Origin of the sequence: Micromonospora sp. DT68 (genome assembly GCF_049847245.1) — a bacterium.
GTDB lineage: Bacteria > Actinomycetota > Actinomycetes > Mycobacteriales > Micromonosporaceae > Micromonospora > Micromonospora profundi.
This window is the reverse complement of the sequence record NZ_JBNCNZ010000004.1, coordinates 361,677-382,837: the sequence shown is the minus strand read 5'-3', so window position 1 is coordinate 382,837 and position 21,161 is coordinate 361,677. Positions and strand designations below refer to the sequence as shown.

The following is a 21,161-nucleotide window of genomic DNA, read 5'->3' as shown; positions in this document are numbered from 1 at the left end:
TGCGACACAGAGGGAAATACTTCCGCCCTGTGTAACGGACTTGCCACGCGCGGGTGACGTTGGCCCTATTATCACTCGGGTCGGCTCACCCCATTTGCCGTGAGTCGACACCCCTCAGCCCGAGGAGGCCCCCGTGCCTGTGAGCGCATTGGACCAGCACCTCAAGGGGAACTGCCGCCCGTCGGCACACCCCGGAACCGTCCTACCCGACCGGTGCCCCGGTCGGTCCGCAGCGACGACCCGCAGACCGGCCCGCCCGGCGAACGACGGGACGGGGGCTGCGCGGTGACCGCCTTCGGCTACGCGGAACGCCCGGTCGGTCTGACCGGTCAACCGACCCGCGCCCAGGTAAACGAGCGTCCGGCGGCCCGTGCGCCGCTTGACGACCAGCACGGCGCCGCCATGCGGGGTGACAGCGCGGCCCACCGGACCCGCAGTCGTCCACACACGAACGAGCCGCCACCGAGACCGGCGGTTCCCGGCGGCAACGCGATGCCGACAGGCGGCCGGGTCGTCGCACCGGCCCGGCCGACAATGCCGGCCCAGGGCCGCCGTGTCGGCGACACACCTGCGGTGACAAGCGATCCGGCAGCGGGCGAGACGGCGGTGATCCCGGCCGTCCAGGCCACCACCACGACGACGACCACTCCGACCGGGTACCCAAGCCGACCCGACCCGTCCGACCCGGCCACCGAGGTCTGGACGCTCATCGAGCGCGCCCAGGCCGGCGAGTCCGAGGCGTTCGGCCTCATCTACGACCGGTACGTGGACACCGTTTTCCGGTTCGTCTACTTCCGGGTCGGCAACCGCCAACTCGCCGAGGACCTCACCTCGGACACCTTCCTGCGCGCCCTCAAGCGGATCGGCAGCTTCACCTGGCAGGGCCGCGATCTCGGCGCCTGGCTGGTGACAATCGCCCGCAACCTGGTCGCCGACCACTTCAAGTCCGGCCGGTACCGGCTGGAGGTCACCACCGGCGACGTGCTCGACGCCGACCGGGAGGACCGGGGCCCGGAGGGTAGCCCGGAGGCGGCGGTGGTGGAGCACATCACGAACGTCGCGCTGCTCACCGCCGTGAAGCAACTCAATCCGGAGCAGCAGGAGTGCATCGTGCTGCGGTTCCTCCAGGGCTTCTCGGTGGCCGAGACGGCACGTGCCATGGGCAAGAACGAGGGCGCCATCAAGGCACTCCAGTACCGGGCTGTCCGGGCGCTGGCGCGGCTCCTGCCGGACGGCTTCCAGCCTTAGCGGTTCGGCGGGCGGTCGGAGCACTGATCTGCGTTTGCGCAGCTCAGAGGCGATCTCGTGTGGTGACGGCCATCACTTTCGGTGATTTCCGCTCCGCCCGGCCCGTAACCCGTGCCCCGTCCGCCGCGTTTCTCCGGGTGCGACCGGTGGTCGTCCCGGCAGGCCCGGGACACCGAGGTCCGACCGGCACGCCGGACGGCACCTCACCTCCGTGGTGTCACACTGCCGCCCGGTCGCTGGCAACGACGGCGGCCGACCGGCCGGCCGTGACCAGCGAGAGGAGGTGCCAGCGGTGGACAACATCCTCTTCTCCCGCCGGCGCGCCAAGCGCTTCGCGCAGCTTCTCGACGAGGCCAACGGCGGCCGGCGGCACCACGTACGGTCCCGGGTGGACGGCCAACTGGCACCGCTGGTAGCGGTGGGCCAGCGGCTCAGCGTCGATCCCCCCACGACCGAGGTGGATCCCGAATTCCGCACCGGCCTGCGGGCGATGCTGCTCGCCACCGCCGAGCGCGACGGGATCGGCACCGCGCCGGCGACCGCCGAACCAGCTGTGGCGCGTCCCGCCACCACCACCCGCGGGTCGCTGCTGCCGGCGGCCACCGCCCGGCGCGCCCGCGCCCGGGGCGCGATCCTCATCGGCATCGCCGCCGGCGCGGTCGCCGTCTCCGGGATCTCCGCAGCCAGCGAGAACGCGGTGCCCGGCGACGCGCTGTACGGCATGAAGCGGTCGACCGAACGCGCCCAGCTCGCCCTGGCCAGCTCGGACATCAGCCGCGGCCAACTCTTCCTGGACTTCGCTCGGACCAGGCTCGGCGAGGCCGCCGAGCTGCGCGGCGATCCCGTCGGTTACAGCGCCGTCCTCGACGACATGGACGCCGACACCCGGCAGGGCATCCGCCTGCTCACCGCTGCCGCAGTGCAACGGGCCGAGCCGAGCAGCCTGGACACCGTCAACGCGTTCGTCGCGAGCCAGCACAAAGCGGTGAGCAAGCTCCTCGACGGGGCCAACCGGGCCGACCGGGAACGAACCCGACGGTCGCTGGCGCTGCTGGACACCGTCCGGGAACGTTCGGACGCGCTGCGCGACGCGATCGCCTGCGGCCTGCCGGCACCGGCCGGCAGCGACACCCTCGGGCCCGCGCCGACCACCTGCCCCGGCGACCGCTGACCTGCCGGAACACGCCCTTCCCGCTCGTCCCGACCGACCACGCCACAGTTCACTGAGTGCGTGGTCGGTCGACCGTTGCCGCCGGATACCCTCGCTGGAGACATCCGTCGCGCCTGGTCAGGAAGGGGGTCGCGTGGCACGCAGCCGCAAGGTGACGGTCAGCACCGACGCCCACGGTCACACCGCCGGTTGGGCGGAGACCGAACTGGCGCCGGTGACCCCACCCGCTCCGGACCCGACCGCCGCCGCCTTCTTCGACGTGGACAACACGATGATGCAGGGCGCGTCGATCTACTGGTTCGCTCGCGGGCTCGCCGCCCGCAACTACTTCACCACCACCGACCTGGCGCGCTTCGCCTGGCAGCAGCTCCGGTTCCGGGTGCTCGCCCGGGAACACGCCGGTGACATGTCCCAGGCCAAGGAGGCCGCACTCGCCTTCGTCGAGGGTTGGCGGGTCGACGACGTCGAACGGCTCTCGGAGGAGATCTTCGACGAGCTGATGGCACCGCGGATCTGGAGCGGCACCCACCAGCTCGCCCAGGCCCACCTGGACGCCGGTCAGCGCGTCTGGCTGGTGAGCGCCGCTCCGGTGGAGATCGGCCGGGTGATCGCCACCCGGCTCGGCCTCACCGGTGCGATCGGTACGGTGGCCGAGGTGCTCGACGGGGCGTACACCGGGCGGCTGGTGGGCGACCTCATGCACGGGCCGGCGAAGGCCGAGGCGGTCACCCAGCTCGCCGCCGTGGAAGGGCTGGACCTGGCCCGCTGCGCGGCCTACAGCGACTCCGCGAACGACCTGCCTCTGCTCCGCACTGTCGGCCGGGCGGTGGCGGTCAACCCGGACGGCACCCTGCTGCGGCAGGCCCGGCAGCACGGCTGGGAGGTGCGGGACTTCCGCACCGGCCGGCGGGCGGCCAAGATCGCCGTACCGTCGACTGCGGCAGCCGGTCTGGTCGCCGGAGCGGTGACCGCCGGCCTGGCGCTCCAGCGCCGGCGCCGCGACAGCTGACGCCGCGACTCAGGGGCCGAACGGGTCGGGCCTCCGCTCCAACAGCGAGTGCAGCGTCTGCTGGATGGTCTCCCGCACCTGGTCGGCGAGGTTGAAGACCACCAGCGGGTCGTCCGCCGAGTCGGTCAGGTGCGCGGTGGGGATCGGCGGGCAGAACTCGATAAGCCACTTGCTGGGCAGCGGCACCATGCCCAGCGGCCCGAGCCACGGGAAGGTCGGCGTGACCGGGAAGTAGGGCAGCTTCAGCAGCCGCGCGAGGGGCTTGATGTCGGCGAGCATCGGGTAGATCTCCTCGCCGCCGACGATGGCGACCGGCACGATCGGGGTGCCGGTGCGCAGCGCCGCCGAGACGAACCCGCCGCGTCCGAACCGTTGCAGCTTGTAGCGGTCGGCGTAGAGCTTGCCGATGCCCTTGAACCCCTCGGGGAACACGCCCACGAGGTCCCCGCCGCCGAGCAGTCGCTCGGCGTCCGGGTTGCAGGCCACAGTGCCGCCGGTCTTGCGGGCGATCTCCGACACCACGGGCATCCGGAAGACCAGGTCGGCGCCGAGCAGACGCAGGTAGCGGTGTGCGGGGTGCTTGTCGTGCAGGGCCGCCGAGAGGATCAGCGCGTCCAACGCCACCGTGCCCGAATGGTTGCCGACCACCAGGGCCGGCCCGTCGACGGGCACGTGCTCCACGCCGCTTACCTCGGTGCGGAACCAGTCCCGGTAGAGCAGCCGCAGCAGCGGGTGGAAGACCGCGTCGGTCAGCTCCGGGTCGAAGCCGAACTCGTCGACCTCGTACTCGCCGGACAACCGTCGGCGCAGAAAGGCCAGGCCGTCGGCGACACGCCGGTCCCACGGGTCGCCCGGCCGGTCCGGAACGGCAGCGCCACTGGCGGCCACGGGCTCGTCGGTGGCAGCGGTGTCGACCTCGTCGGCCGGCGTCGGGGTCGGGGTCGGGGTCGGCGCGGCCTGTGCCGCTGGTCGGTGCCCGTTGCGCCGCGCCGGATCCACGTCCGGCGTCGACCCCGGGGGTACGTCGAATCGCCCGTTGCCCGTCGGTTCGCGACCCGTTTCCGGCCCGGTCACGACGACCGCTCCCGCACCGCTGCGCGAACCTGCCGGATGCCGTCCAGGACGAGCTGCTCGGCGGCGGCCAGCTGACTCCGGCTGAGCACGACCCCGCCGTGGTGGGCGCGGATGAAGTCGTCGAACGCGGCGGCGGTGGAGCGGGGCGTGAAGCCGTACTCCTGCTCGAGCCGTGTGGTGTCGACGACCCGGCCGTGCACGAAGAGGTCGACCTGGTCCAGGCCGTAGCGACCGAAGCCCATGTTGCGGGCCAGCGCGGCGGCGCCGGAGAGACCTGGCTCCAACACCGGCACCGCTACCCGGCCGGCCCGCCGGATCGCCTGGGACAGCGACAGGACGCCCGGCCCGGCGACGTTGTAGGTGCCCGGGTGGTCCTCGACGATCGACCGGTGCAGCACCTCCAACGCGTCGTCGAAGTGCAGGAACTGCAACCGTGGGTCGCGGCCGAAGACGGTGGGCACGAACGGCTGCGCGAAGTAGCGGGTCAACGTCGTGTCGGCGTTGGAGCCGATGAACGGGGCGAATCGCAGCACCGTCGCCGTGACGTCGGGTCGGCGACGCCGGAAGCCACGGACGTACCCCTCGACGTCGAGGATGTCGCGGCCGAAACCGCCGCGCGGCACCTCGCGCGGCTCGGTCTCCTCGGTGAAGACCGCCGGGTCGCGGAACGACACCCCGTACGCGGCCGTCGAGGACCGGACCACGAGCTTGCGCAGCCGGGGCGCTCGCTGGCAGGCGGCGAGCAGTTGCATGGTGCCGATGACGTTCTGGTCCTTCATTGCCGACCGGCCACCGTGCTGCGGGTCGGGGGAGCTGACCAGCGCGAGGTGCACGACTGCGTCGACGTCCAGGTCGGCGAGGAGCCCACCGAGTGAGCCGGGGTCGACACGCACCCGCTCGACCCGGTCGAGCAGGTCGGTGAATTCGGCACCGGGCTCCGGCACGTCCACGCCGATGACCCGTTCGATACGCGGGTCGGCCGCCAGTCGCGCGGCCACGTGAGCGCCCAGGTACCGACCGACGCCGGTCACGACGACGACCCCCGGAGCACCTGGGGTGCTACCGGGGGTCATCTGACGCACCTACGCCGGCAGGAGGGACCGAGCCGGGACGACCACGGCCTGATCACCTGAGCCTCCGGAAGTCGACAGTTGGCAAGAGCCGCCGAACGCCGGGCCATGAGCCCGGCGGCGATCACTTGCCGAGACGGCGACGCTGGACGCGGGTCTTGCGCAGCAGCTTGCGGTGCTTCTTCTTAGCCATGCGCTTACGGCGCTTCTTGACCACCGAGCCCATACGACAGCCTTTCGATACAACGTGCGGGGCGGACCGGATGACACCACGCTGGTGGCGACGGCGACCGCATGCGGACAAAGGACCGGACCAGTCTGGGCGGCGGGGCGCACCGGTGGGGCCTCGGTCGGGCTCCAGGGTAGCGGGAGAGCGTCAGCAGGACCAACGCGCCCCCGCCGTCACGGCTTTCGGTGCGCGACCACAGGCCCCGCCCGTCCACCTCTGGCGCTCACCGATGCCGATTCCCGTCGGCGCCCGACAGGCCCGTACGCGCGCCCGTCACTGTGTGCGCGATCGGCCCGACGGTGGCTCAGGCGGTTTCCTGAAAGGCACCCCGGAGATATTCGTGCACGGCGTGCTCGGGCACCCGGAAGGACCTGCCGACCCGGACAGCGGTGAGCTCACCGCTGTGCACCAGGCGATAGACAGTCATCTTCGACACCCGCATGACCGTCGCGACCTCTGCGACGGTCAGGAACTTGACCTCCGACAGCCGTCCGTCGGACTGTGACCCGGCCATGGCTCACCGACCCATCCCATGCCCGGCGCGTGCCGTCCCGACGGATGCTCCGGGCCGGGCGGCGACGCGCGTGTTACCAGTACGGTAGCGGGGCCGCTGTGACCGGCGCGATCCCTTCTTACAACTGATCATGTTTGGATCGCTGGTTCACCCGATCCGCGCTCCCGGATTCTCCCCGCCTGCGCCCGCCGTCCGATTGCGTTCCTCACTCGGCGCGCAGCGCCACCACCGGGTCGAGCCTGCCGGCACGCTGCGCGGGGACGACACCGAAGACGATGCCGACGGCCGCCGACACACCGAAGGCGAGTGCCAGCGACCACCAGGTGATTGCCGCCGGAATTGGGGACAACGCGTCGACAAGCAGCGCGGTGCCAACACCCAGGGCCATCCCGGTCAGCCCGCCGATCGTGGTGAGCAGCACCGCCTCCAGCAGGAACTGCACGCCGATGTCGCGGGGTCGGGCGCCGACGGCCTTGCGCAGCCCGATCTCCCTGGTCCGCTCGCGGACGCTGACAAGCATGATGTTGGAGACGCCGACCCCGCCGACGAGCAGGGAGATGCCGGCGATGGCGGCGAGCACGCCGGTGAGGATGCCGAGGATGTCGCCGAGTACGCCGAGGATCTGCTGCTGTGTGACAGCGCTGAACTCGGTGTCCGGGTGGCGGCGGTTGAGTTCGGCGACGATGCGCTCGCCCAACTCGTCGATCCGTTCCCGGTCCGGCGCTTTCACCGCGATGCCGTCCACCCGCTGGGTGCCCCAGAGGCGCTGCGCGGCTGTCACCGGCACGTGCACCTCGTCGTCACGGTCGACGCCGAGACTCTGACCGAGCGGTGTGAACACGCCGATCACCCGGAACCGCACCCCGGCGAGTGTCACCTGCTGGCCGAGTGGGTCCCGGTCGGGAAAGAGCGCGCGGGCCACCGAGTCACCGAGCACCGCCACCCGTCGGCTCGTGTCGACGTCAGTGCCGGTGAGGTAGCGCCCCCGGGCCAGCGACCGCGCGAACACCGCAGGGGTCGTCTCCAGTACGCCCTGCACGGTCGTGAAGTCGGAGTAGGCGCCGGCCCGTGCGGTAGCACCCGAGGCGACGGTGACGGCCACCCGCTCGGGGTCGCCGACCACCCGGGTCACGGCGTCCACGTCCTTGAGGGTCAACGGCGACACGACAGGCGCGTTGCCGACCTCGATGCGGCCGGGGACGACAAGCAGCAGGTTGGAGCCGAGCCCTTCGACCTGCTGTTCCACCTTCTGCTTGGTGCCGGTGCCGATGGCCACCAGCAGCACCACAGAGGCCACGCCGATGATCACGCCGAGCATTGTGAGAGCGCTGCGCAGCCGGTTGGCCCGCAGCGCGTCCAACGCCACCCGCCACGCCTCGGCGACCCTCACGACCCGCTCCCGGAGCCTGCACCGGGCGCGTGGCCGGCGTCGGCATCGGTGGGCGCGAGCGCCGCGTCGGCGCTGGCCGAAGTGCCTGTCGCGGCGGTTTCCGGGGGCGCGAGCGGAAGGCGCCCGGTGGCTCCGGCGGCGCCACCGGAGCCACCGGGCGGGTGCCCCGGGCCGTTTCCGGACACGGACCGGGGCTCCGCGCTGGGAGCGGGCATCAGTGTCTCAGGTCGACCGTTGCCATCCGACAGCGGTCGATCATGAGGGCCGGCGGGCTCGGCGGCGATGCTGTCGGCGACCACCACACCGTCGCGCATGGTGATCCGCCGGGCGGCCCGCGCCGCCACCTCCTGGTCGTGGGTGACCATCACCAGCGCCACCCCGGACTCGGCGTTCAACTGCTCCAACAGCTCAAGCACCGCCGCTCCGGTGACGCTGTCCAGGTTGCCCGTCGGCTCGTCGGCAAGCAGCACCGTCGGTTCGGTGACGAGCGCGCGGGCGATCGCCACCCGTTGCTGCTCGCCGCCGGACATCTGGTTGGGCCTGTGGTCCAGCCGGTGCCCGAGGCCCACCCGGCCGAGCATCGCCGCCGCCCGCTCCCGGCGCTGCCGGGCCGACACGCCCCGGTAGACCAGCGGCAGCGCCACGTTCTCCACAGCTGACGTACGCGGCAGCAGGTGGAACGCCTGGAAGACGAAGCCGATCGTCTCGTTACGAAGGGTGGCCATCTCCGGTGGGGAGAGCGCGTTGACGTCCCGACCGCCGATGACCAGGCGACCACCGGTGGGCCGGTCGAGCCCGCCCAGCAGGTGCATGAGTGTGGACTTGCCCGAGCCGGACGGGCCGACGAGCGCCACGTAGTCACCCGGCTGCACTGTCAACGACACCCCACGCAGCGCTTCGACCGACACGCCGTCCAGTTGGTACGTCCGCGACACGTCCACCGCCTCGATGGCAGCGACGCGCTCCCCCGCCGGCCCTGCTGCCGGCTCGGTCACCGGACTTCCTGGCCGTCGCGCACCTGGTCGGTGCCGCGCACCACGATCCGGTCGCCGGGCTGGACGCCGTCGAGGATCTGCACCAGGTCGGGCCCCTGCACGCCAACTGTCACCGGCGCGCGACCCGCCTTACCGTCGCGGACCACCCAGACGGCGTCCCGCCCGTCGGCGGAGAACACCGCCGAGGCGGGGACGGTCACCGCGTCGGCCGCCTCGCGTACGCGCAGCCGCACTATCGCGTTCATGCCGGGGCGGGGCGTCGGGGCCGGCTCGTCCTCGGCGAGCTTTCCGGCACCCAGTGCGAGGCGCACCCGGTAGGTGACACCGCCCTGCGCGGAGTTGGTGGGCAGCACGTCGACCGAGCGGACCGTCGCGTCGTAGCTGGCGCCAGTGACGGCGTCCAGCTCGACAGTGGCTGTCACGCCGGGCTTGACAAGCAGCACGTCGGTCTCGTCCACCTCGGCGAGCAGCCCCAACTGCCCGATGTCCACGACTGTCAGCACCGGCGTGCCGGCGGTGACCTGGCCGCCGACCGCGACAGCGTCGTCGACTCCGGCGGGCGGCCCACCCTGGGCGGGGGCCAGCGCGGACGGGTCGATCCCGGCCCCGCCGGCCTGCTCCAGCAGCCCGGCCAGACCGGCGTTCGCGCCACCGGCGGCCCGGGTGCCGCCCGGCTGCACCACACCGGCGAGCGGGGCGCGCAGGGTCAGCGCGTCGACTGTGGCCTTCGCCAGGTCGTACGCCTGCTGGGCCTGGAGCCGTTGCGCAGCGGACAGCGCGCCGACGGCGGAACTCAGCCCGTTGATCCCCCGCTGCACGGCACGGACGGCCTGGTCGGCGCTGCGCGCGGCTGCGGCGTACTGCCGCTGGGCGGAGGTCACCTGGGCCAGCAGCGCGTCCCGTAGCTGCGGGTCGGCGATCTTCTCGGCGGCCTTGCGGGCCGCGTCGAACGCCTCGCCGGCGGCCTTGTCGGTGTCGCGCCGGCTGCCGGTCAGGTCGCCTGTGGAAACACCTCTGCCGGCGCGCTTCGCGGCGGTAAGCGCCTCCTTCGCCTGGCGCAGGCGCTGCTGCGCCGACGGCGAGTCGACAACGGCGAGGACCTGGCCGCGCTTGACCCGCTGACCAGGTTGGACACGCAGGCTGGCCAGCGTGCCGTCGGCGGGTGCGGAGAGGGTCGCGGCGGCGCGGGCGGTCACCGTCGCCGGGGCGTCGATCACCTCGGCGACCGGGTTACGGGCGGCCGACGCCAGCGCGAGGTCGGGGTCTTCGTCGCCGCAGGACGCGGCGGTGGTGGCGGTGAGAACGGCGACGGCGGTCAGGGCGATGAGCAGGCGGGGCCGCGTGACGCTTGCGGGCCGCGGCGGCTGGGGGCGGCGCACCCATCGATGGTACGGCGCACCGTCACCGCCGCATCGGACGTCAGGCGGCGACCGCGCGGACGTACGCGACGCACTCGTCGTGCAGCGTCGACCACTGCTCGCCGAACGCTTCCTCGGCTGCGGCGTCAAAGGGCTTGCGCTCGTGCACCACTGCCTTGAAGAAGGCGAGCAACTGGGCCGTTCCGAACCTGTCGACGAGGTGCCGGACGGCGAGGTAGCCGACGCCGTAGCTGCCGCCGACCCGCTCGGCTTCGGCGTTGTCGGCGGGAGTGATCCCCTCCAGCCTGCCGTCCCATTTGCCCCGGACCAGCGTGCGCACCTCGGCGAGCCCCTCGTACCTGTCGACCGCCTGCCCTCCCGCACCGGCGAACTCGGCAAGCCCTTCGACAAGCCACCACGTCGTCTTGCCCGGATAGCCGCGCTCGGGCAGCGAGGCGGCATGGGTCAACTCGTGCCGGAGCAGGTCGTCGGTGCCGCTGCTGGGCAGCCCTTCGGCGTTGAGCACCACCTCGTGGTGGCCACCGCCGACGGTCACGGCGTAACCACCGGTCCACTGTGGCCGTCCGCCGCCGTACCAGCGCTGCCACTCGGTGCGACCGGCGTAGAAGATCCGGTAGCGGTCCGGCGGGGAGCCGGCCACGACGTACCCGTCGGCGACCTTGGCCGCCGCCTCGGCCTGGGCCAGCAGGCCGGGCAGCTTGCCACGCAGCGCCGGTGTGGTGGCCACGATCGTCCGCGCGCCGACCGCCACGGCCAGGTCGCTGATCTCCCACGGTCGGGTGCCGGTCTCTGCCGACTTGGACTCCTCCACGGCGACCAGCCGGGGCTGGTCGCCGTTCTCCCGCCAACGGGTACCGATCAACACCGGGCTCGGCCGGCAGTCCGGCACCACGAAGCAGTACTGGAAGCGCACCAGGAGCCGCCACTCGCCGGGCTGGCCGACGACAGGCACGGGCAGGCCACTCGGCTCGGCCCGCCACACGGTGACCTTTAGCGCGCGCAGCGCGGCGAAGCGGCGGCGCAGGTCGGCGTGCGCGCCCGGGTCGGCGACGGCCAGGTAGGCGGCCCGGTCACCGCCGAGCAGCGCCGTTGCCTGCCGCTGGAGCTGCGCGGTCATCCGGTCGGACAGCCCGCGGGCGACGGCGGTCGCCGGGTCGTCGCTGGCCGGGGTGCCGGCACGACTGACGGTGGCCCGGTCACCGGACTCCCGCACCACCCCGGCGACAAGCAGCGCGGGCAGACCACAGCCGAGCAGCAGGACGACCACCACGAGCATCGTCCACAACGGCCAGAGCCGCCGCGGCGATGGCAGCTCCAACCCGTCAGTCACCCGCCGAAGGGTACGACCATTCGCCGGAGCAAACGAGCCGCCACCACCTCGACCCACCCTGTGGACCCACCCGCCACAGTTGGCTACTTCTTGGACATCAGGGCACGGCCGAAGAAGACCAGGTTCGCCGGGCGCTCCGCGAGCCGGCGCATCAGGTAGCCGTACCAGTCGTCGCCGTACGGGACGTACGTGCGAACGGTGTAGCCCTCGCCGGCCAGCCGGGCCTGCTCCTCCGGACGGATGCCGAAGAGCATCTGGAATTCGAAGCGATCCGCTCCCCTGTCGAACCAGCGGGCCCGGTCCTCGCCGATCGCGATCATCCGTGGGTCGTGGGTGGCGAGCATCGGGTAGCCGTCGCCGGACATCAGGATGTTCATGCAGCGGACGTAGGACTTGTCGACCTCGCGGGCCGACTGGTACGCCACCGACTCCGGCTCCTTGTAGGCGCCCTTGCACAGCCGCACCCGCGAGCCCGCCGAGGACAACTCCCGGCAGTCCGACTCGGTGCGACGCAGGTACGCCTGGAGCACCGCGCCCGTCGACGGGAAGTCCTTGCGAAGCTTGGCCAGCACCTCCAACGTCGAGTCGGTGGTGGTGTGGTCCTCCATGTCCAGGGTGACGGTGGTGCTCGCCGCGTCGGCCGCCGCGCAGATCGCCCGCACGCTGTCGTAGGCCAACTGCTCGTCGAACATCTGGCCGAGGGCGGAGAGCTTCACGCTCACCTCGGCGGCCGGGGTGAGCCCCGCCTCGGCGAGCATCTTCAGCAGCCTGAGGTATTCGTCCCGGGTGGCGACCGCCTGCTCGGGGGTGACGGTGTCCTCGCCGAGGTGGTCGAGGGTGACAGCCAGGCCGTCGTCGATGAGCCCGCGGGTCACGCGCAGCGCATCGTCGGTGGCGGCGCCGGCGACGAACCGGCGGACGACGTCCCGGGTGTACGGGGCGGTCGCGACAAGCCGCTCCACCTGGGATGACCGGGAGGCGGCGAGGATGACGGAACGGAGCATGAGCCGAGCGTATCGCCCGCGCCAGTACCTCCGCCGGGCAGCGGCCGGGGCACCTCGACCGGATGTCACTTAGGGGTTTATGTGCTACAACGGGCCCCTTTGACAACCGGGGGCGGGGCGGCGCTGTTGGCATCGATCAGCTACAACGATGCCGTGGAACAACGCCCCCGTCGCCGGCTCCGGTCGGCCTCCGTGCAGCTCGGCGCGCTCACCGCTCTGGCGCTCGCCCTCTCCGGCTGCAACATGACCTCCGACGACGACGATGACGACGACTGCGCCCTCGGGCCTGTCGGCGGCGGCGACACTGTCGCGCTGGCGATGCGGGTCCCCCAGGCCGCCGCCGGTCGGGCGGCACCGGAGCCGACGACCGCAGCCGTGCCCGAGCGCGGCGGCTTCGGCACCCACCTCGCCGCCTGCGGAGGTTGACGTGCGCCGTGTGACCGTGACCCCTCGGCCCGACTGGGACGCCACCATCCGGGAGCAGGGGCTTGTCTACGTCGACACCGAACTCCCCGACGGCGAGATCATGTCGTACTGGGACGAGACCGCCGCGTACGCGTTCGACCTGGACGAGGTGCTGCGCCTGGAGGAGGCCACCGAGGAGCTGCACCGCATGTCGGTGGCAGCCGCCGAGCACGTGGTCGCCAAGCACCGGTACGCCGAGTTCGGCATCCCGCAGTGGGCCGCCGAGGCGGTGGCCAGGTCACTGCGCGAGGCGCCACCCACCCTCTACGGCCGCTTCGACCTGGCGTACGACGGCACCTGGCCTCCGAAGATGTTGGAGTACAACGCCGACACCCCCACCGCGCTCGTCGAGGCGAGCATCATCCAGTGGTTCTGGCTGGAGGAGACCCGGCCGGATCTTGACCAGTGGAACAGCCTGCACGAGCGGCTGGTCGGCGCCTGGGCCAAGATCGGCGCCGGGCTGCACGACCGCCGTGTGCACGTGCTCTGGTCGAACGAGGAGGAGTCGGGCGAGGACCACATGACCGCCGGCTACCTGGCCGAGACGGCCCGGCAGGCCGGCCTGGACGTCGAGCTGCAACCCATCCAGAAGATCGGCTGGGACGGCCGGCGCTTCGTCGACGCCGCCGACCGCCCGGTGACCACGTGCTTCAAGCTCTACCCGTGGGAGTGGATGCTTGCCGAGCCGTACGGGGTGCCGGCGCTCGACCCGGGTACGCCGACCACCTGGATCGAGCCGGCCTGGAAGCTGCTGCTGTCCAACAAGGCGCTGCTCGCCGTCCTCTGGGAGCTCTACCCGGGCCACGAATACCTGCTTCCGGCGTACCTCGACTCGCCGCGCGGCATGCGGGAGTACGTGGCGAAGCCGCTGCTCGGCCGCGAGGGCGGCTCGGTACGCATCGTGACGGCCGAGGAGGAGATCACCAATCCGGGGATCTACGGCGACGAGGGCTGGTGCTACCAGGAGTTCCGGGCGTTGCCGCAGTTCGACGGTAACCGGACGGTCCTGGGCAGTTGGATCGTCGACGGGGAGTCGGCGGGCGTCGGGGTGCGCGAAAGCGCAAGCCTGATCACCGACGGTTACGCGCGGTTCCTGCCGCACTACATCGACGCGCCGCGTACCGCGTGAGTCGTCTACCTTTGAGGGCGTGAACTTCGACGCGTACGCCCGGACCGGTGTTGACCTGGTCAACGCCCGCCTGGACGACCTCGACGACCTAAGGGCGCTCTTTCCCGACGAGAACGCATGGATGCGCGACGAGGTCGCGGAGCGGGATATCGCGATCTTCCGGCGGGCGCAGAAGCGGCTCCGCGACGTCTTCGAGTACGGCACCTCGGGGCGTGACGCCCAGGCGGTGACCGAGCTGAACGCGCTGCTTGAGGCGTTCCCGGTCCAGCCGCGCATCTCCGGGCACGACTCCAGCGACTGGCACATGCACGTCACCAGCCGGGGCGCGTCGGTAAGCGCGGAATACCTGGCCGGCGCGGCCTGGGGGCTGTCGGTGTGGCTCTGCGAGTACGGCAGCGCCCGGTTCGGCGTCTGCGCCGACGAGCGGTGCGGCAACGTCTACCTGGACACGTCGTCCAACTGCTGCCGGCGGTTCTGCTCGGAGCGCTGCGCCACCCGCTCGCACGTCGCGGCGCACCGGGCCCGGAAGCGGGCCGCGATCGTCGAGCAGCCGACGGTCGCCCCGCAGCCGACAGCGAAAGCCGATTCGCTGACGCGGATCAGCTAGGCCGCCGACCGGCGCGGGGCGGGCCCGCGCCGGGTCCCGGCGCGGGCGTTCAGGCGTCGACCGGGGACGGCGTGCTCAGGTGCTGGCGAGCGAACTCCAGCGCGGCGCGCAGGTCCGCCTCGCGCACCGCGCGGCTCTTCGCGCCCCGCGTCGCCACCTCCACCGCCACGGAGCCGGTGAAGCCCCGCCCGGCCAGCGAGGAGAGCAGCTCCCCGCAGGGCTGGGTGCCCCGGCCAGGCACCAGGTGCTCGTCACGACCCTCGCCGGTGCCGTCGCCGAGGTGCACGTGCACCAGCCCGGAGCCCATCCGGTCGGCCATCTCGAGCGGGTCGCTGTGCGAGGCCGCGCAGTGCGACAGATCCAGGGTGTACGACGCGTAGCCGGCCTCGGTGGGATCCCACCCCGGCACGTACGGGACGAACTGGCGGCCCGCCATCCGCACCGGGTACATGTTCTCCACGGCGAGGTGCAGCCCGCTGAACTGGTCAGCGACAGTGGCCAGCCCGTCGACGAAGCCGCGCGCGTAGTCGCGCTGCCAACTGAACGGGGGGTGCACCACGACCGTGGGTGCCTCCAGCGTCTCGGCCAACTCGGCGGCCCGGCGCAGCCGCTCCCACGGGTCCGGGCTCCACACCCGCTGGGTGACGAGCAGGCACGGCGCGTGCACCGACAGCACCGGCACCCCGTAGTGCTCGGAGAGGCCGCGCAGCGCCCCCGCGTCCTGGCTGACCACGTCGGTCCAGACCATCACCTCGACGCCGTCGTAGCCGAGCGCCGCGGCCATCTGGAACGCCGCCGCGGTCGGTTCGGGAAAGACTGACGAGCTGGACAGGAGGACGGGAACGCGGGAAGTCACATCAGCCAGGGTAGCCCGGTTGTCACGGGACTATCAGGACGAGCATCGGCAAAACACCCCTAACCAGACCCGTCCTCACATCGGTTCGAGTTGATCGAGTCGACGGAGGATGACGCCCTCGCGCAACGCCCACGGGCAGATGTCCACCGAGTCCAGGTCCAGCTTGCGCATCACCGCCTCGGCGACCACAGCGCCGGCCAGCAACTGGTGGGCGCGGCCCGCGCTGACCCCCTCCAACTCCATCAACTGAGCCGGCGGGATGTGCCTGATGAAGCCGATGACCTGCCGCAAACCGGCGCGGGTCAGGCGGCGGGACACCCAGAGCCCCGCGCCCGACGGTGCCGCACCGGCGAGTCGGGCCAGCGTACGGAACGTCTTCGAGGTGGCCGCCGTCCGCTCCCAACCCACCTGGGTCATCTGGTCGACCACCTTGTCCAGCCGGCCGTCCACGTACTCCCGCAGCCCGTCGACGGCCTCGGCGGACGGCGGCGCCGTGCTGTCCGGCTCGACCCGCAGCCGCTCCCTTGTCAACCGGCCGGCCCCGAGCGGCAACGAGATCGCGACGTCCGGGTCCTCGTCGATCCCGGCGGCGATCTCCAGGGAGCCGCCGCCGATGTCGAGCGCCATCAGCCGCCCCGCCGACCAACCGAACCAGCGCCGCACCGCCAGGAAGGTCAACCGCGCCTCGTCCGCGCCGGAGAGCACCTCCAGGCGTACGCCGGTCTCGTCGCGGACCCGGGCCAGGACGTCGGCGGCATTCGTGGCGTCACGGACCGCGGAGGTGGCGAACGCGATCAGGTCGGCGGCCTCCAGGCCGGTGGCCGCTGCCCTGGCCATGCCGACCGCCTTGACCAGGCTGTCCGCGCCCGCCTCGGTCAGCGCGCCGTCGGGGCCGAGCTGCTCGGCGAGGCGCAGCACCACCTTCTCCGAATGCGCCGGCCAGGGGTGCGCACCGTGGTGCGCGTCGACAACCAGCAGGTGCACGGTGTTGGATCCGACGTCGAGGACACCCAGTCGCATGGTGAAGACACTAGGGGCAACACGTTTGCGCGGCTCGGCGGCCCGTGGCCGAGACCGGGCGTACGCTGGTCCGGGTGACGATGGAGCTCCGCGTGCTGGTGGACGATCCGGGCGACCCGCGTAGCCGCGAGGTGCCGCTGGACTTTCCCCGGGAGTGGATCGAGTTCGCCGACCCGGCGGACGACAACCACCTGATCCGCGCCGACCTGACCTGGCTTCTGTCCCGCTGGACCTGCATCTTCGGCCGGGGCTGCCACGGCATCATCGCCGGCCGGTCCGCCGACGGCTGCTGCTCGCACGGGGCGTTCTTCACCGACTCGGACGACGAGAAGCGCGTCCGCAGCGCCGTCAAGCGGCTCACCCCGGCGACCTGGCAGCACTTCCGGCGTGGCTTCAAGAGCTGGACCGACGAGGACACGATCGACGGCAAGAACCCGGCCCGCCGCACCGCCACCCAGGGCGCGGAGGGGCCGTGCGTCTTCCTCAACGACGCCGATTTTCCCGGTGGCGGTGGCTGCGCCCTGCACGGTCAGGCGCTCCGCGACGGCGTGCACCCGTTGGAATACAAGCCGGACGTCTGCTGGCAGTTGCCGATCCGGCGCGACCAGGACTGGGTCAAGCGGCCGGACACCACAAAGGTGCTGGTCTCCACGCTTGCCGAGTTCGATCGGCGGGGCTGGGGCGCCGGCGGGCACGACCTGGACTGGTGGTGCACCTCCTCGACGGATGCGCACGTCGGCGCTGAGCCGATGTACCTGTCGTACGGGCCCGAGTTGACAGCGCTCATCGGGGCGGCGGCGTACGAGCGGCTGGCCGAGCTGTGCGCGGCCCGGGTGAAGCAGGGCATGATCGCCCCGCACCCCGCCGACGATCCCAGCTGATCTTGGTAGCAAGGTCGTCGCTACCATCCGATCACGGCTCGAACTTGTAGCCCAGCCCTCGCACGGTGACGATGAAACGCGGCGCGGACGGCTCCGGCTCGATCTTGGAGCGCAGCCGCTTGACGTGCACGTCGAGCGTCTTGGTGTCACCGACGTAGTCGGCACCCCAGACCCGGTCGATGAGCTGGCCCCGGGTCAGCACCCGACCCGCGTTGCGCAGCAGCAGCTCCAGCAGCTCGAACTCCTTCAACGGCAGCTGCACGTTCCCGCCCTCGACGGTGACCACGTGCCGCTCGATGTCCATCCGCACCGGGCCGGCGGCCAGCGTCGGGGCGCCGGACTCGGCCACCTCCGGGCTCTGCCGTCGCAGCACCGCCCGGATCCGGGCGACCAGTTCCCGGGGCGAGTACGGCTTGGTGACGTAGTCGTCGGCACCGATCTCCAGGCCGACCACCTTGTCGATCTCGCTGTCCCTCGCGGTGACCATGATGATCGGCACCGCCGAACGCTGTCGGAGCTGCCGACACACCTCAGTCCCCGACATCTCGGGCAACATCAGGTCGAGCAGGACGATGTCAGCGCCGGTCCGGTCGAATTCGGTGAGGGCGTCGGTGCCGGTCGCGGCGACCGAGACCTCGAAGCCTTCCTTGCGGAGCATGTACGACAGGGCGTCGGAGAACGACTCCTCGTCCTCGACCACCAGAACGCGGCTCAACGGGGGGTTCCTTTCATTGCTGTCAGACCTGCCGAAGCTCGGCCGGACCGGCCTCGATCCCAGCCGGTGGCAGTGTCGCCAGCAGGTCGTCCGGTGGGCTGACGGGCAACCGGAGGGTGAACGTCGATCCACCTCCAAGAGTGCTCGACACCTCCACCCGACCGCCATGGTTGCTCGCGATGTGTTTCACGATGGCCAGGCCGAGCCCGGTGCCGCCGGTGGCACGTGAGCGTGCCTGGTCGGCCCGGTAGAACCGCTCGAACACCCGGTCCACGTCGGTGGGGGCGATTCCGATGCCCTGGTCGGCGACCGCGATCTCGACGTGCTCGTCGCCGCCGCGAAGGGTGACCCGCACAGTGGTGTCCTCCCCCGAATAGTTGATGGCGTTCTCCACGAGGTTCGCCACGGCCGTGGCGAGCTGGGCGTCGCTGCCGTACGCGGTGAGGCCGCGCTCGCCGTCCACCGTCACCTCGACGCCGCGGGCGGCGGCCGTGGTGCGCGTCCGGTCCACCACCTCGGCGATCACCCAGTCGAGCGCGACAGGCTCCGGAGGAGGCTGCGGCTCGGCGCCCTGCAATCGGGTCAGTTCCAGCAACTCCTGCACCAGCCGGCCCAGCCGGGTCGACTCGTGCTGGATCCGTTCGGCGAACCGACGGGCGGCCACCAGGTCCTCGGAGAGGTCGGGCACCGCGGCGTCGGCGGGTTCGGTGGCGTCCAGCAGCGCTTCGGCGAGCAGTTGGAGCGCCCCGATGGGGGTCTTCAGCTCGTGGCTCACGTTGGCCACGAAGTCACGACGTACCCGGGTCAGCCGGTGCGACTCGGTAACGTCGACCGCTTCCACAGCGATGAAGCCGTTGCCGATGCCCATGGCCCGCAGGTGCACGCCGAGCGGGTTCTCCCCCGCGCTGTCGCGGCCCCGGGGCAGGTCCAGCTCGATCTCGCGGCGCACGCCGGTGCGCCGCACCTGACCGGCGAGGGTACGGATCAGCGGGTGCGCGGCGATCGAGCCCGGGGTGCTGCCGGTACGCAGCAGCCCCATCGCGCGGGCAGCCGGGTTGATCAGCACAGGCACGTCGTCGTTGTCCAGGACCACGACACCGGCTCGGAGCGAATCGATCGTCCGCCGGCCGAGCCCGGTCTGCTGTTCGTCGGCTATCGCGGGCCTCCCCCTGGTCCATCGGGAGCTCACGCCGCCCGTCGATCTGGTGCGGGCGTCGCCCGCCGGCAGGAACCGGGGCAGCAGGAGGCCGGCGACCAGTCCGGCCGCCAACGCCACTGCCACCACGATCGCCACTGCCCACTCCACCCGGCGATCGTAGGGTCATTGTTAACCTGGCTACCACGCAGAACGGGACGAACCACCCTCACTTTCGAAACTGTTCACCCGCCGGTCCGGCGTCGTTCATCGTGGTTCATCCGGGATCCGTCAACGCCGCCTACCGTTGGCGTCGCACCTGCTCAGCCCCCTGCGCCGACAGCCGTCGGCGGCGACGACCACAGGACGTGATGATGCGCGACGAGTTCCGGGCCGACCTTCAGATCGTCAGCCAACTGCTTGTGGACATGGCGGAGGGCGTCCGCGCCGCCATGCGCCAGGCCACCCGCGCCCTGCTCACCGCCGATCGGCAGGCCGCCGAGACGGTCATCGAGCGGGACGCCGAGATCGACGACCTCTACCGGCACGTCGAGGAGCGGGTGTGTGACCTGCTCGCCCGGCAGGCGCCGGTCGCCTCCGACCTGCGCGCCATGATCACCGCTCTGCACGTGGCGGCCGATCTGGAGCGGATGGGCGACCTCGCCGACCACGTGGCCAAGACAGCGCTGCGCCGGCACCCGTCGCCTGCCGTGCCGGCCGAACTGCGGGCGATCTTCACCGAGATGGCCGACATCGCCGACCGGATGGCGGTGAAGATCGGTTCGGTGCTCGCCAAGCCCGACGTCGACCTCGCCAGCGAGCTGGACCGTGACGACGACGCCATGGACGAGCTGCACAAGAGCCTGTTCTCGGTGCTGCTCGGCGACGACTGGCCGTACGGGGTGGAGACCGCCATCGACGCCACCCTGCTGGGCCGCTTCTACGAGCGCTTCGCCGACCACGCGGTGAACGCCGGCGAACACGTGATCTACCTGATCACCGGAGAAAGCGCCCCCACCGCCAGCTGAAGTGCAAGGAAGGGCCCCTTGTTATCGCTTTTTGCATAACAAGGGGCCCTTCCTAACTTCTTAGCGGCCCTGGTTCGCGACCGCCGCGGCGGCTGCCTTCGCTGCCGTGGGGTCGAGGTAGGTGCCGCCCAGGGTGAGCGGGCGCAGCTGCGGGTCGAGGTCGTAGCGCAGCGGGATGCCGGTCGGGATGTTGAGCTTGGCGATCGCCTCGTCGGAGATCTGGTCGAGGTGCTTGACCAGGGCGCGCAGCGAGTTGCCGTGCGCGGCCACCAGCACCGTCCGGCCGGCCAGGATGTCCGGCACGATCGAGTCGTACCAGTAGGGAAGCATCCGCTCCACGACGTCCTTGAGGCACTCGGTACGCGGCATCAGCTCGGTCGGCAGCAGCGCGTACCGCGGGTCGCCCACCTGCGACCACTCGTCGTCGTCGGCGATCGGCGGCGGCGGGGTGTCGTACGACCGGCGCCAGAGCATGAACTGCTCCTCGCCGTACTCGTCAAGGGTCTGCTTCTTGTTCTTGCCCTGGAGTGCGCCGTAGTGCCGCTCGTTGAGCCGCCACGACCTGCGCACCGCGATCCAGTGCCGGTCGGCGGCGTTCAGCGCCAGCTCGGCGGTACGGATCGCCCGGCGCATCACACTGGTGTGGACGACGTCCGGCAGCAGGTCGTGTTCGCGAAGCAGCTCGCCGCCGCGCCTCGCCTCGCCCTCGCCCTTCTCGGTCAGGTCGACGTCGACCCAGCCGGTGAAGAGGTTCTTGGCGTTCCAGTCGCTCTCGCCGTGCCGCAGCAGGACCAGCGTCCCGATGGTGGGCCCCTCGCTCGCAGTCATGCGGATCATCCTGCCTCAACCCGGTACGGGACACGCGGGCACCCGTCGTGACGACCACCACGTGAAAAAGCGGGTGACCTGTCG

General features: G+C 71.6%; 21 protein-coding genes and 1 pseudogene. 8 read left to right on the top strand and 14 right to left on the bottom strand.

Annotated features, from left to right (window positions below):
* Window positions 1-285: 285 nt before the first annotated feature.
* The 3 genes from ACPXB1_RS10365 (at window position 286) to ACPXB1_RS10355 (ending at window position 3,428) form a co-directional block, all read left to right on the top strand.
* The gene (locus ACPXB1_RS10365) at window positions 286-1,248 is read left to right on the top strand and encodes an ECF subfamily RNA polymerase sigma factor, BldN family (protein WP_355590362.1); all 963 of its coding nucleotides are present in this window, start codon (window positions 286-288) and stop codon (window positions 1,246-1,248) included.
* Between the two features lie 283 nt (window positions 1,249-1,531).
* Window positions 1,532-2,419: a DUF5667 domain-containing protein gene (locus ACPXB1_RS10360; RefSeq protein WP_425735117.1), complete on the top strand. Its 888-nt coding sequence runs from the start codon at window positions 1,532-1,534 to the stop codon at window positions 2,417-2,419.
* A 133-nt stretch (window positions 2,420-2,552) separates the two neighbouring features.
* The gene (locus ACPXB1_RS10355) at window positions 2,553-3,428 is read left to right on the top strand and encodes an HAD family hydrolase (RefSeq protein WP_355589615.1); all 876 of its coding nucleotides are present in this window, start codon (window positions 2,553-2,555) and stop codon (window positions 3,426-3,428) included.
* Between the two features lie 9 nt (window positions 3,429-3,437).
* Here ACPXB1_RS10355 and ACPXB1_RS10350 read toward each other — a convergent pair whose 3' ends face one another.
* The 9 genes and pseudogenes from ACPXB1_RS10350 to ACPXB1_RS10310 all read right to left on the bottom strand — a co-directional run bounded on the left by ACPXB1_RS10350 (window position 3,438) and on the right by ACPXB1_RS10310 (window position 12,413).
* Window positions 3,438-4,316 carry a lysophospholipid acyltransferase family protein gene (locus tag ACPXB1_RS10350; protein WP_355590365.1) on the bottom strand — a complete coding sequence of 293 codons (879 nt, stop codon included), beginning with the start codon at window positions 4,314-4,316 and terminating at the stop codon, window positions 3,438-3,440.
* A 182-nt stretch (window positions 4,317-4,498) separates the two neighbouring features.
* Window positions 4,499-5,575 (bottom strand): NAD-dependent epimerase/dehydratase family protein, encoded by a 1,077-nt coding sequence (locus ACPXB1_RS10345; protein WP_355589616.1) that lies wholly within the window; start codon window positions 5,573-5,575, stop codon window positions 4,499-4,501.
* A gap of 121 nt (window positions 5,576-5,696) precedes the next feature.
* Complete coding sequence (locus tag ACPXB1_RS10340; protein ID WP_007465623.1) at window positions 5,697-5,798, bottom strand: 30S ribosomal protein bS22; 102 nt, start codon at window positions 5,796-5,798, stop codon at window positions 5,697-5,699.
* Window positions 5,799-6,105: 307 nt separating this feature from the next.
* Window positions 6,106-6,315 (bottom strand): helix-turn-helix domain-containing protein, encoded by a 210-nt coding sequence (locus tag ACPXB1_RS10335; protein ID WP_007465625.1) that lies wholly within the window; start codon window positions 6,313-6,315, stop codon window positions 6,106-6,108.
* Window positions 6,316-6,520: 205 nt separating this feature from the next.
* Window positions 6,521-7,705 (bottom strand): ABC transporter permease, encoded by a 1,185-nt coding sequence (locus tag ACPXB1_RS10330; RefSeq protein WP_053654177.1) that lies wholly within the window; start codon window positions 7,703-7,705, stop codon window positions 6,521-6,523.
* Window positions 7,706-7,824: 119 nt separating this feature from the next.
* A pseudogene (locus ACPXB1_RS10325) lies at window positions 7,825-8,700 on the bottom strand (ABC transporter ATP-binding protein); the annotation flags it as partial.
* Complete coding sequence (locus ACPXB1_RS10320; RefSeq protein ID WP_355589618.1) at window positions 8,697-10,079, bottom strand: efflux RND transporter periplasmic adaptor subunit; 1,383 nt, start codon at window positions 10,077-10,079, stop codon at window positions 8,697-8,699. The gene ACPXB1_RS10320 and the pseudogene ACPXB1_RS10325, both read right to left, overlap by 4 nt.
* A gap of 40 nt (window positions 10,080-10,119) precedes the next feature.
* On the bottom strand, window positions 10,120-11,409 hold the full coding sequence (locus tag ACPXB1_RS10315; protein WP_355589620.1) for a hypothetical protein: 1,290 nt from the start codon (window positions 11,407-11,409) through the stop codon (window positions 10,120-10,122).
* Window positions 11,410-11,492: 83 nt separating this feature from the next.
* A complete protein-coding gene (locus ACPXB1_RS10310) occupies window positions 11,493-12,413 on the bottom strand; it encodes a proline dehydrogenase family protein (protein ID WP_355589622.1) in 921 nt (306 codons plus the stop codon).
* A gap of 153 nt (window positions 12,414-12,566) precedes the next feature.
* Here ACPXB1_RS10310 and ACPXB1_RS10305 point away from each other — a divergent pair, with 153 nt between their 5' ends.
* Genes ACPXB1_RS10305 through ACPXB1_RS10295 form a run of 3 tightly spaced genes read left to right on the top strand, consistent with a single transcriptional unit; the run spans window position 12,567 to window position 14,614 of the window.
* Entirely contained in the window at window positions 12,567-12,839 is a 273-nt protein-coding gene (locus ACPXB1_RS10305) for a hypothetical protein (protein WP_355589624.1), read from the top strand.
* A 1-nt stretch (window position 12,840) separates the two neighbouring features.
* Complete coding sequence (locus tag ACPXB1_RS10300) at window positions 12,841-14,007, top strand: glutathionylspermidine synthase family protein (protein ID WP_355589626.1); 1,167 nt, start codon at window positions 12,841-12,843, stop codon at window positions 14,005-14,007.
* Window positions 14,008-14,026: 19 nt separating this feature from the next.
* On the top strand, window positions 14,027-14,614 hold the full coding sequence (locus tag ACPXB1_RS10295; RefSeq protein WP_355589628.1) for a CGNR zinc finger domain-containing protein: 588 nt from the start codon (window positions 14,027-14,029) through the stop codon (window positions 14,612-14,614).
* A gap of 49 nt (window positions 14,615-14,663) precedes the next feature.
* Here ACPXB1_RS10295 and ACPXB1_RS10290 read toward each other — a convergent pair whose 3' ends face one another.
* Together ACPXB1_RS10290 and ACPXB1_RS10285 are read right to left on the bottom strand one after the other, a co-directional pair.
* Entirely contained in the window at window positions 14,664-15,470 is an 807-nt protein-coding gene (locus ACPXB1_RS10290) for a sugar phosphate isomerase/epimerase family protein (protein ID WP_355589630.1), read from the bottom strand.
* Window positions 15,471-15,545: 75 nt separating this feature from the next.
* The gene (locus ACPXB1_RS10285; RefSeq protein WP_355589632.1) at window positions 15,546-16,490 is read right to left on the bottom strand and encodes a Ppx/GppA phosphatase family protein; all 945 of its coding nucleotides are present in this window, start codon (window positions 16,488-16,490) and stop codon (window positions 15,546-15,548) included.
* An 80-nt stretch (window positions 16,491-16,570) separates the two neighbouring features.
* On the opposite strand from ACPXB1_RS10285, the gene ACPXB1_RS10280 reads away from it, so the two are divergent.
* Entirely contained in the window at window positions 16,571-17,371 is an 801-nt protein-coding gene (locus tag ACPXB1_RS10280) for a hypothetical protein (protein WP_355590368.1), read from the top strand.
* 31 nt (window positions 17,372-17,402) lie between these two features.
* On the opposite strand, the gene ACPXB1_RS10275 is transcribed toward ACPXB1_RS10280, so the two are convergent.
* A complete protein-coding gene (locus ACPXB1_RS10275; RefSeq protein ID WP_053654192.1) occupies window positions 17,403-18,086 on the bottom strand; it encodes a response regulator transcription factor in 684 nt (227 codons plus the stop codon).
* A 22-nt stretch (window positions 18,087-18,108) separates the two neighbouring features.
* Window positions 18,109-19,392, bottom strand: coding sequence for a sensor histidine kinase (locus tag ACPXB1_RS10270; RefSeq protein ID WP_355589634.1), 1,284 nt, complete (start codon window positions 19,390-19,392; stop codon window positions 18,109-18,111).
* 203 nt (window positions 19,393-19,595) lie between these two features.
* Here ACPXB1_RS10270 and phoU point away from each other — a divergent pair, with 203 nt between their 5' ends.
* Window positions 19,596-20,249 (top strand): phosphate signaling complex protein PhoU, encoded by a 654-nt coding sequence (gene phoU / locus ACPXB1_RS10265; protein ID WP_053655002.1) that lies wholly within the window; start codon window positions 19,596-19,598, stop codon window positions 20,247-20,249.
* Between the two features lie 60 nt (window positions 20,250-20,309).
* On the opposite strand, the gene ACPXB1_RS10260 is transcribed toward phoU, so the two are convergent.
* The gene (locus ACPXB1_RS10260) at window positions 20,310-21,077 is read right to left on the bottom strand and encodes a phosphoglyceromutase (protein WP_355589636.1); all 768 of its coding nucleotides are present in this window, start codon (window positions 21,075-21,077) and stop codon (window positions 20,310-20,312) included.
* Window positions 21,078-21,161: the final 84 nt, after the last annotated feature.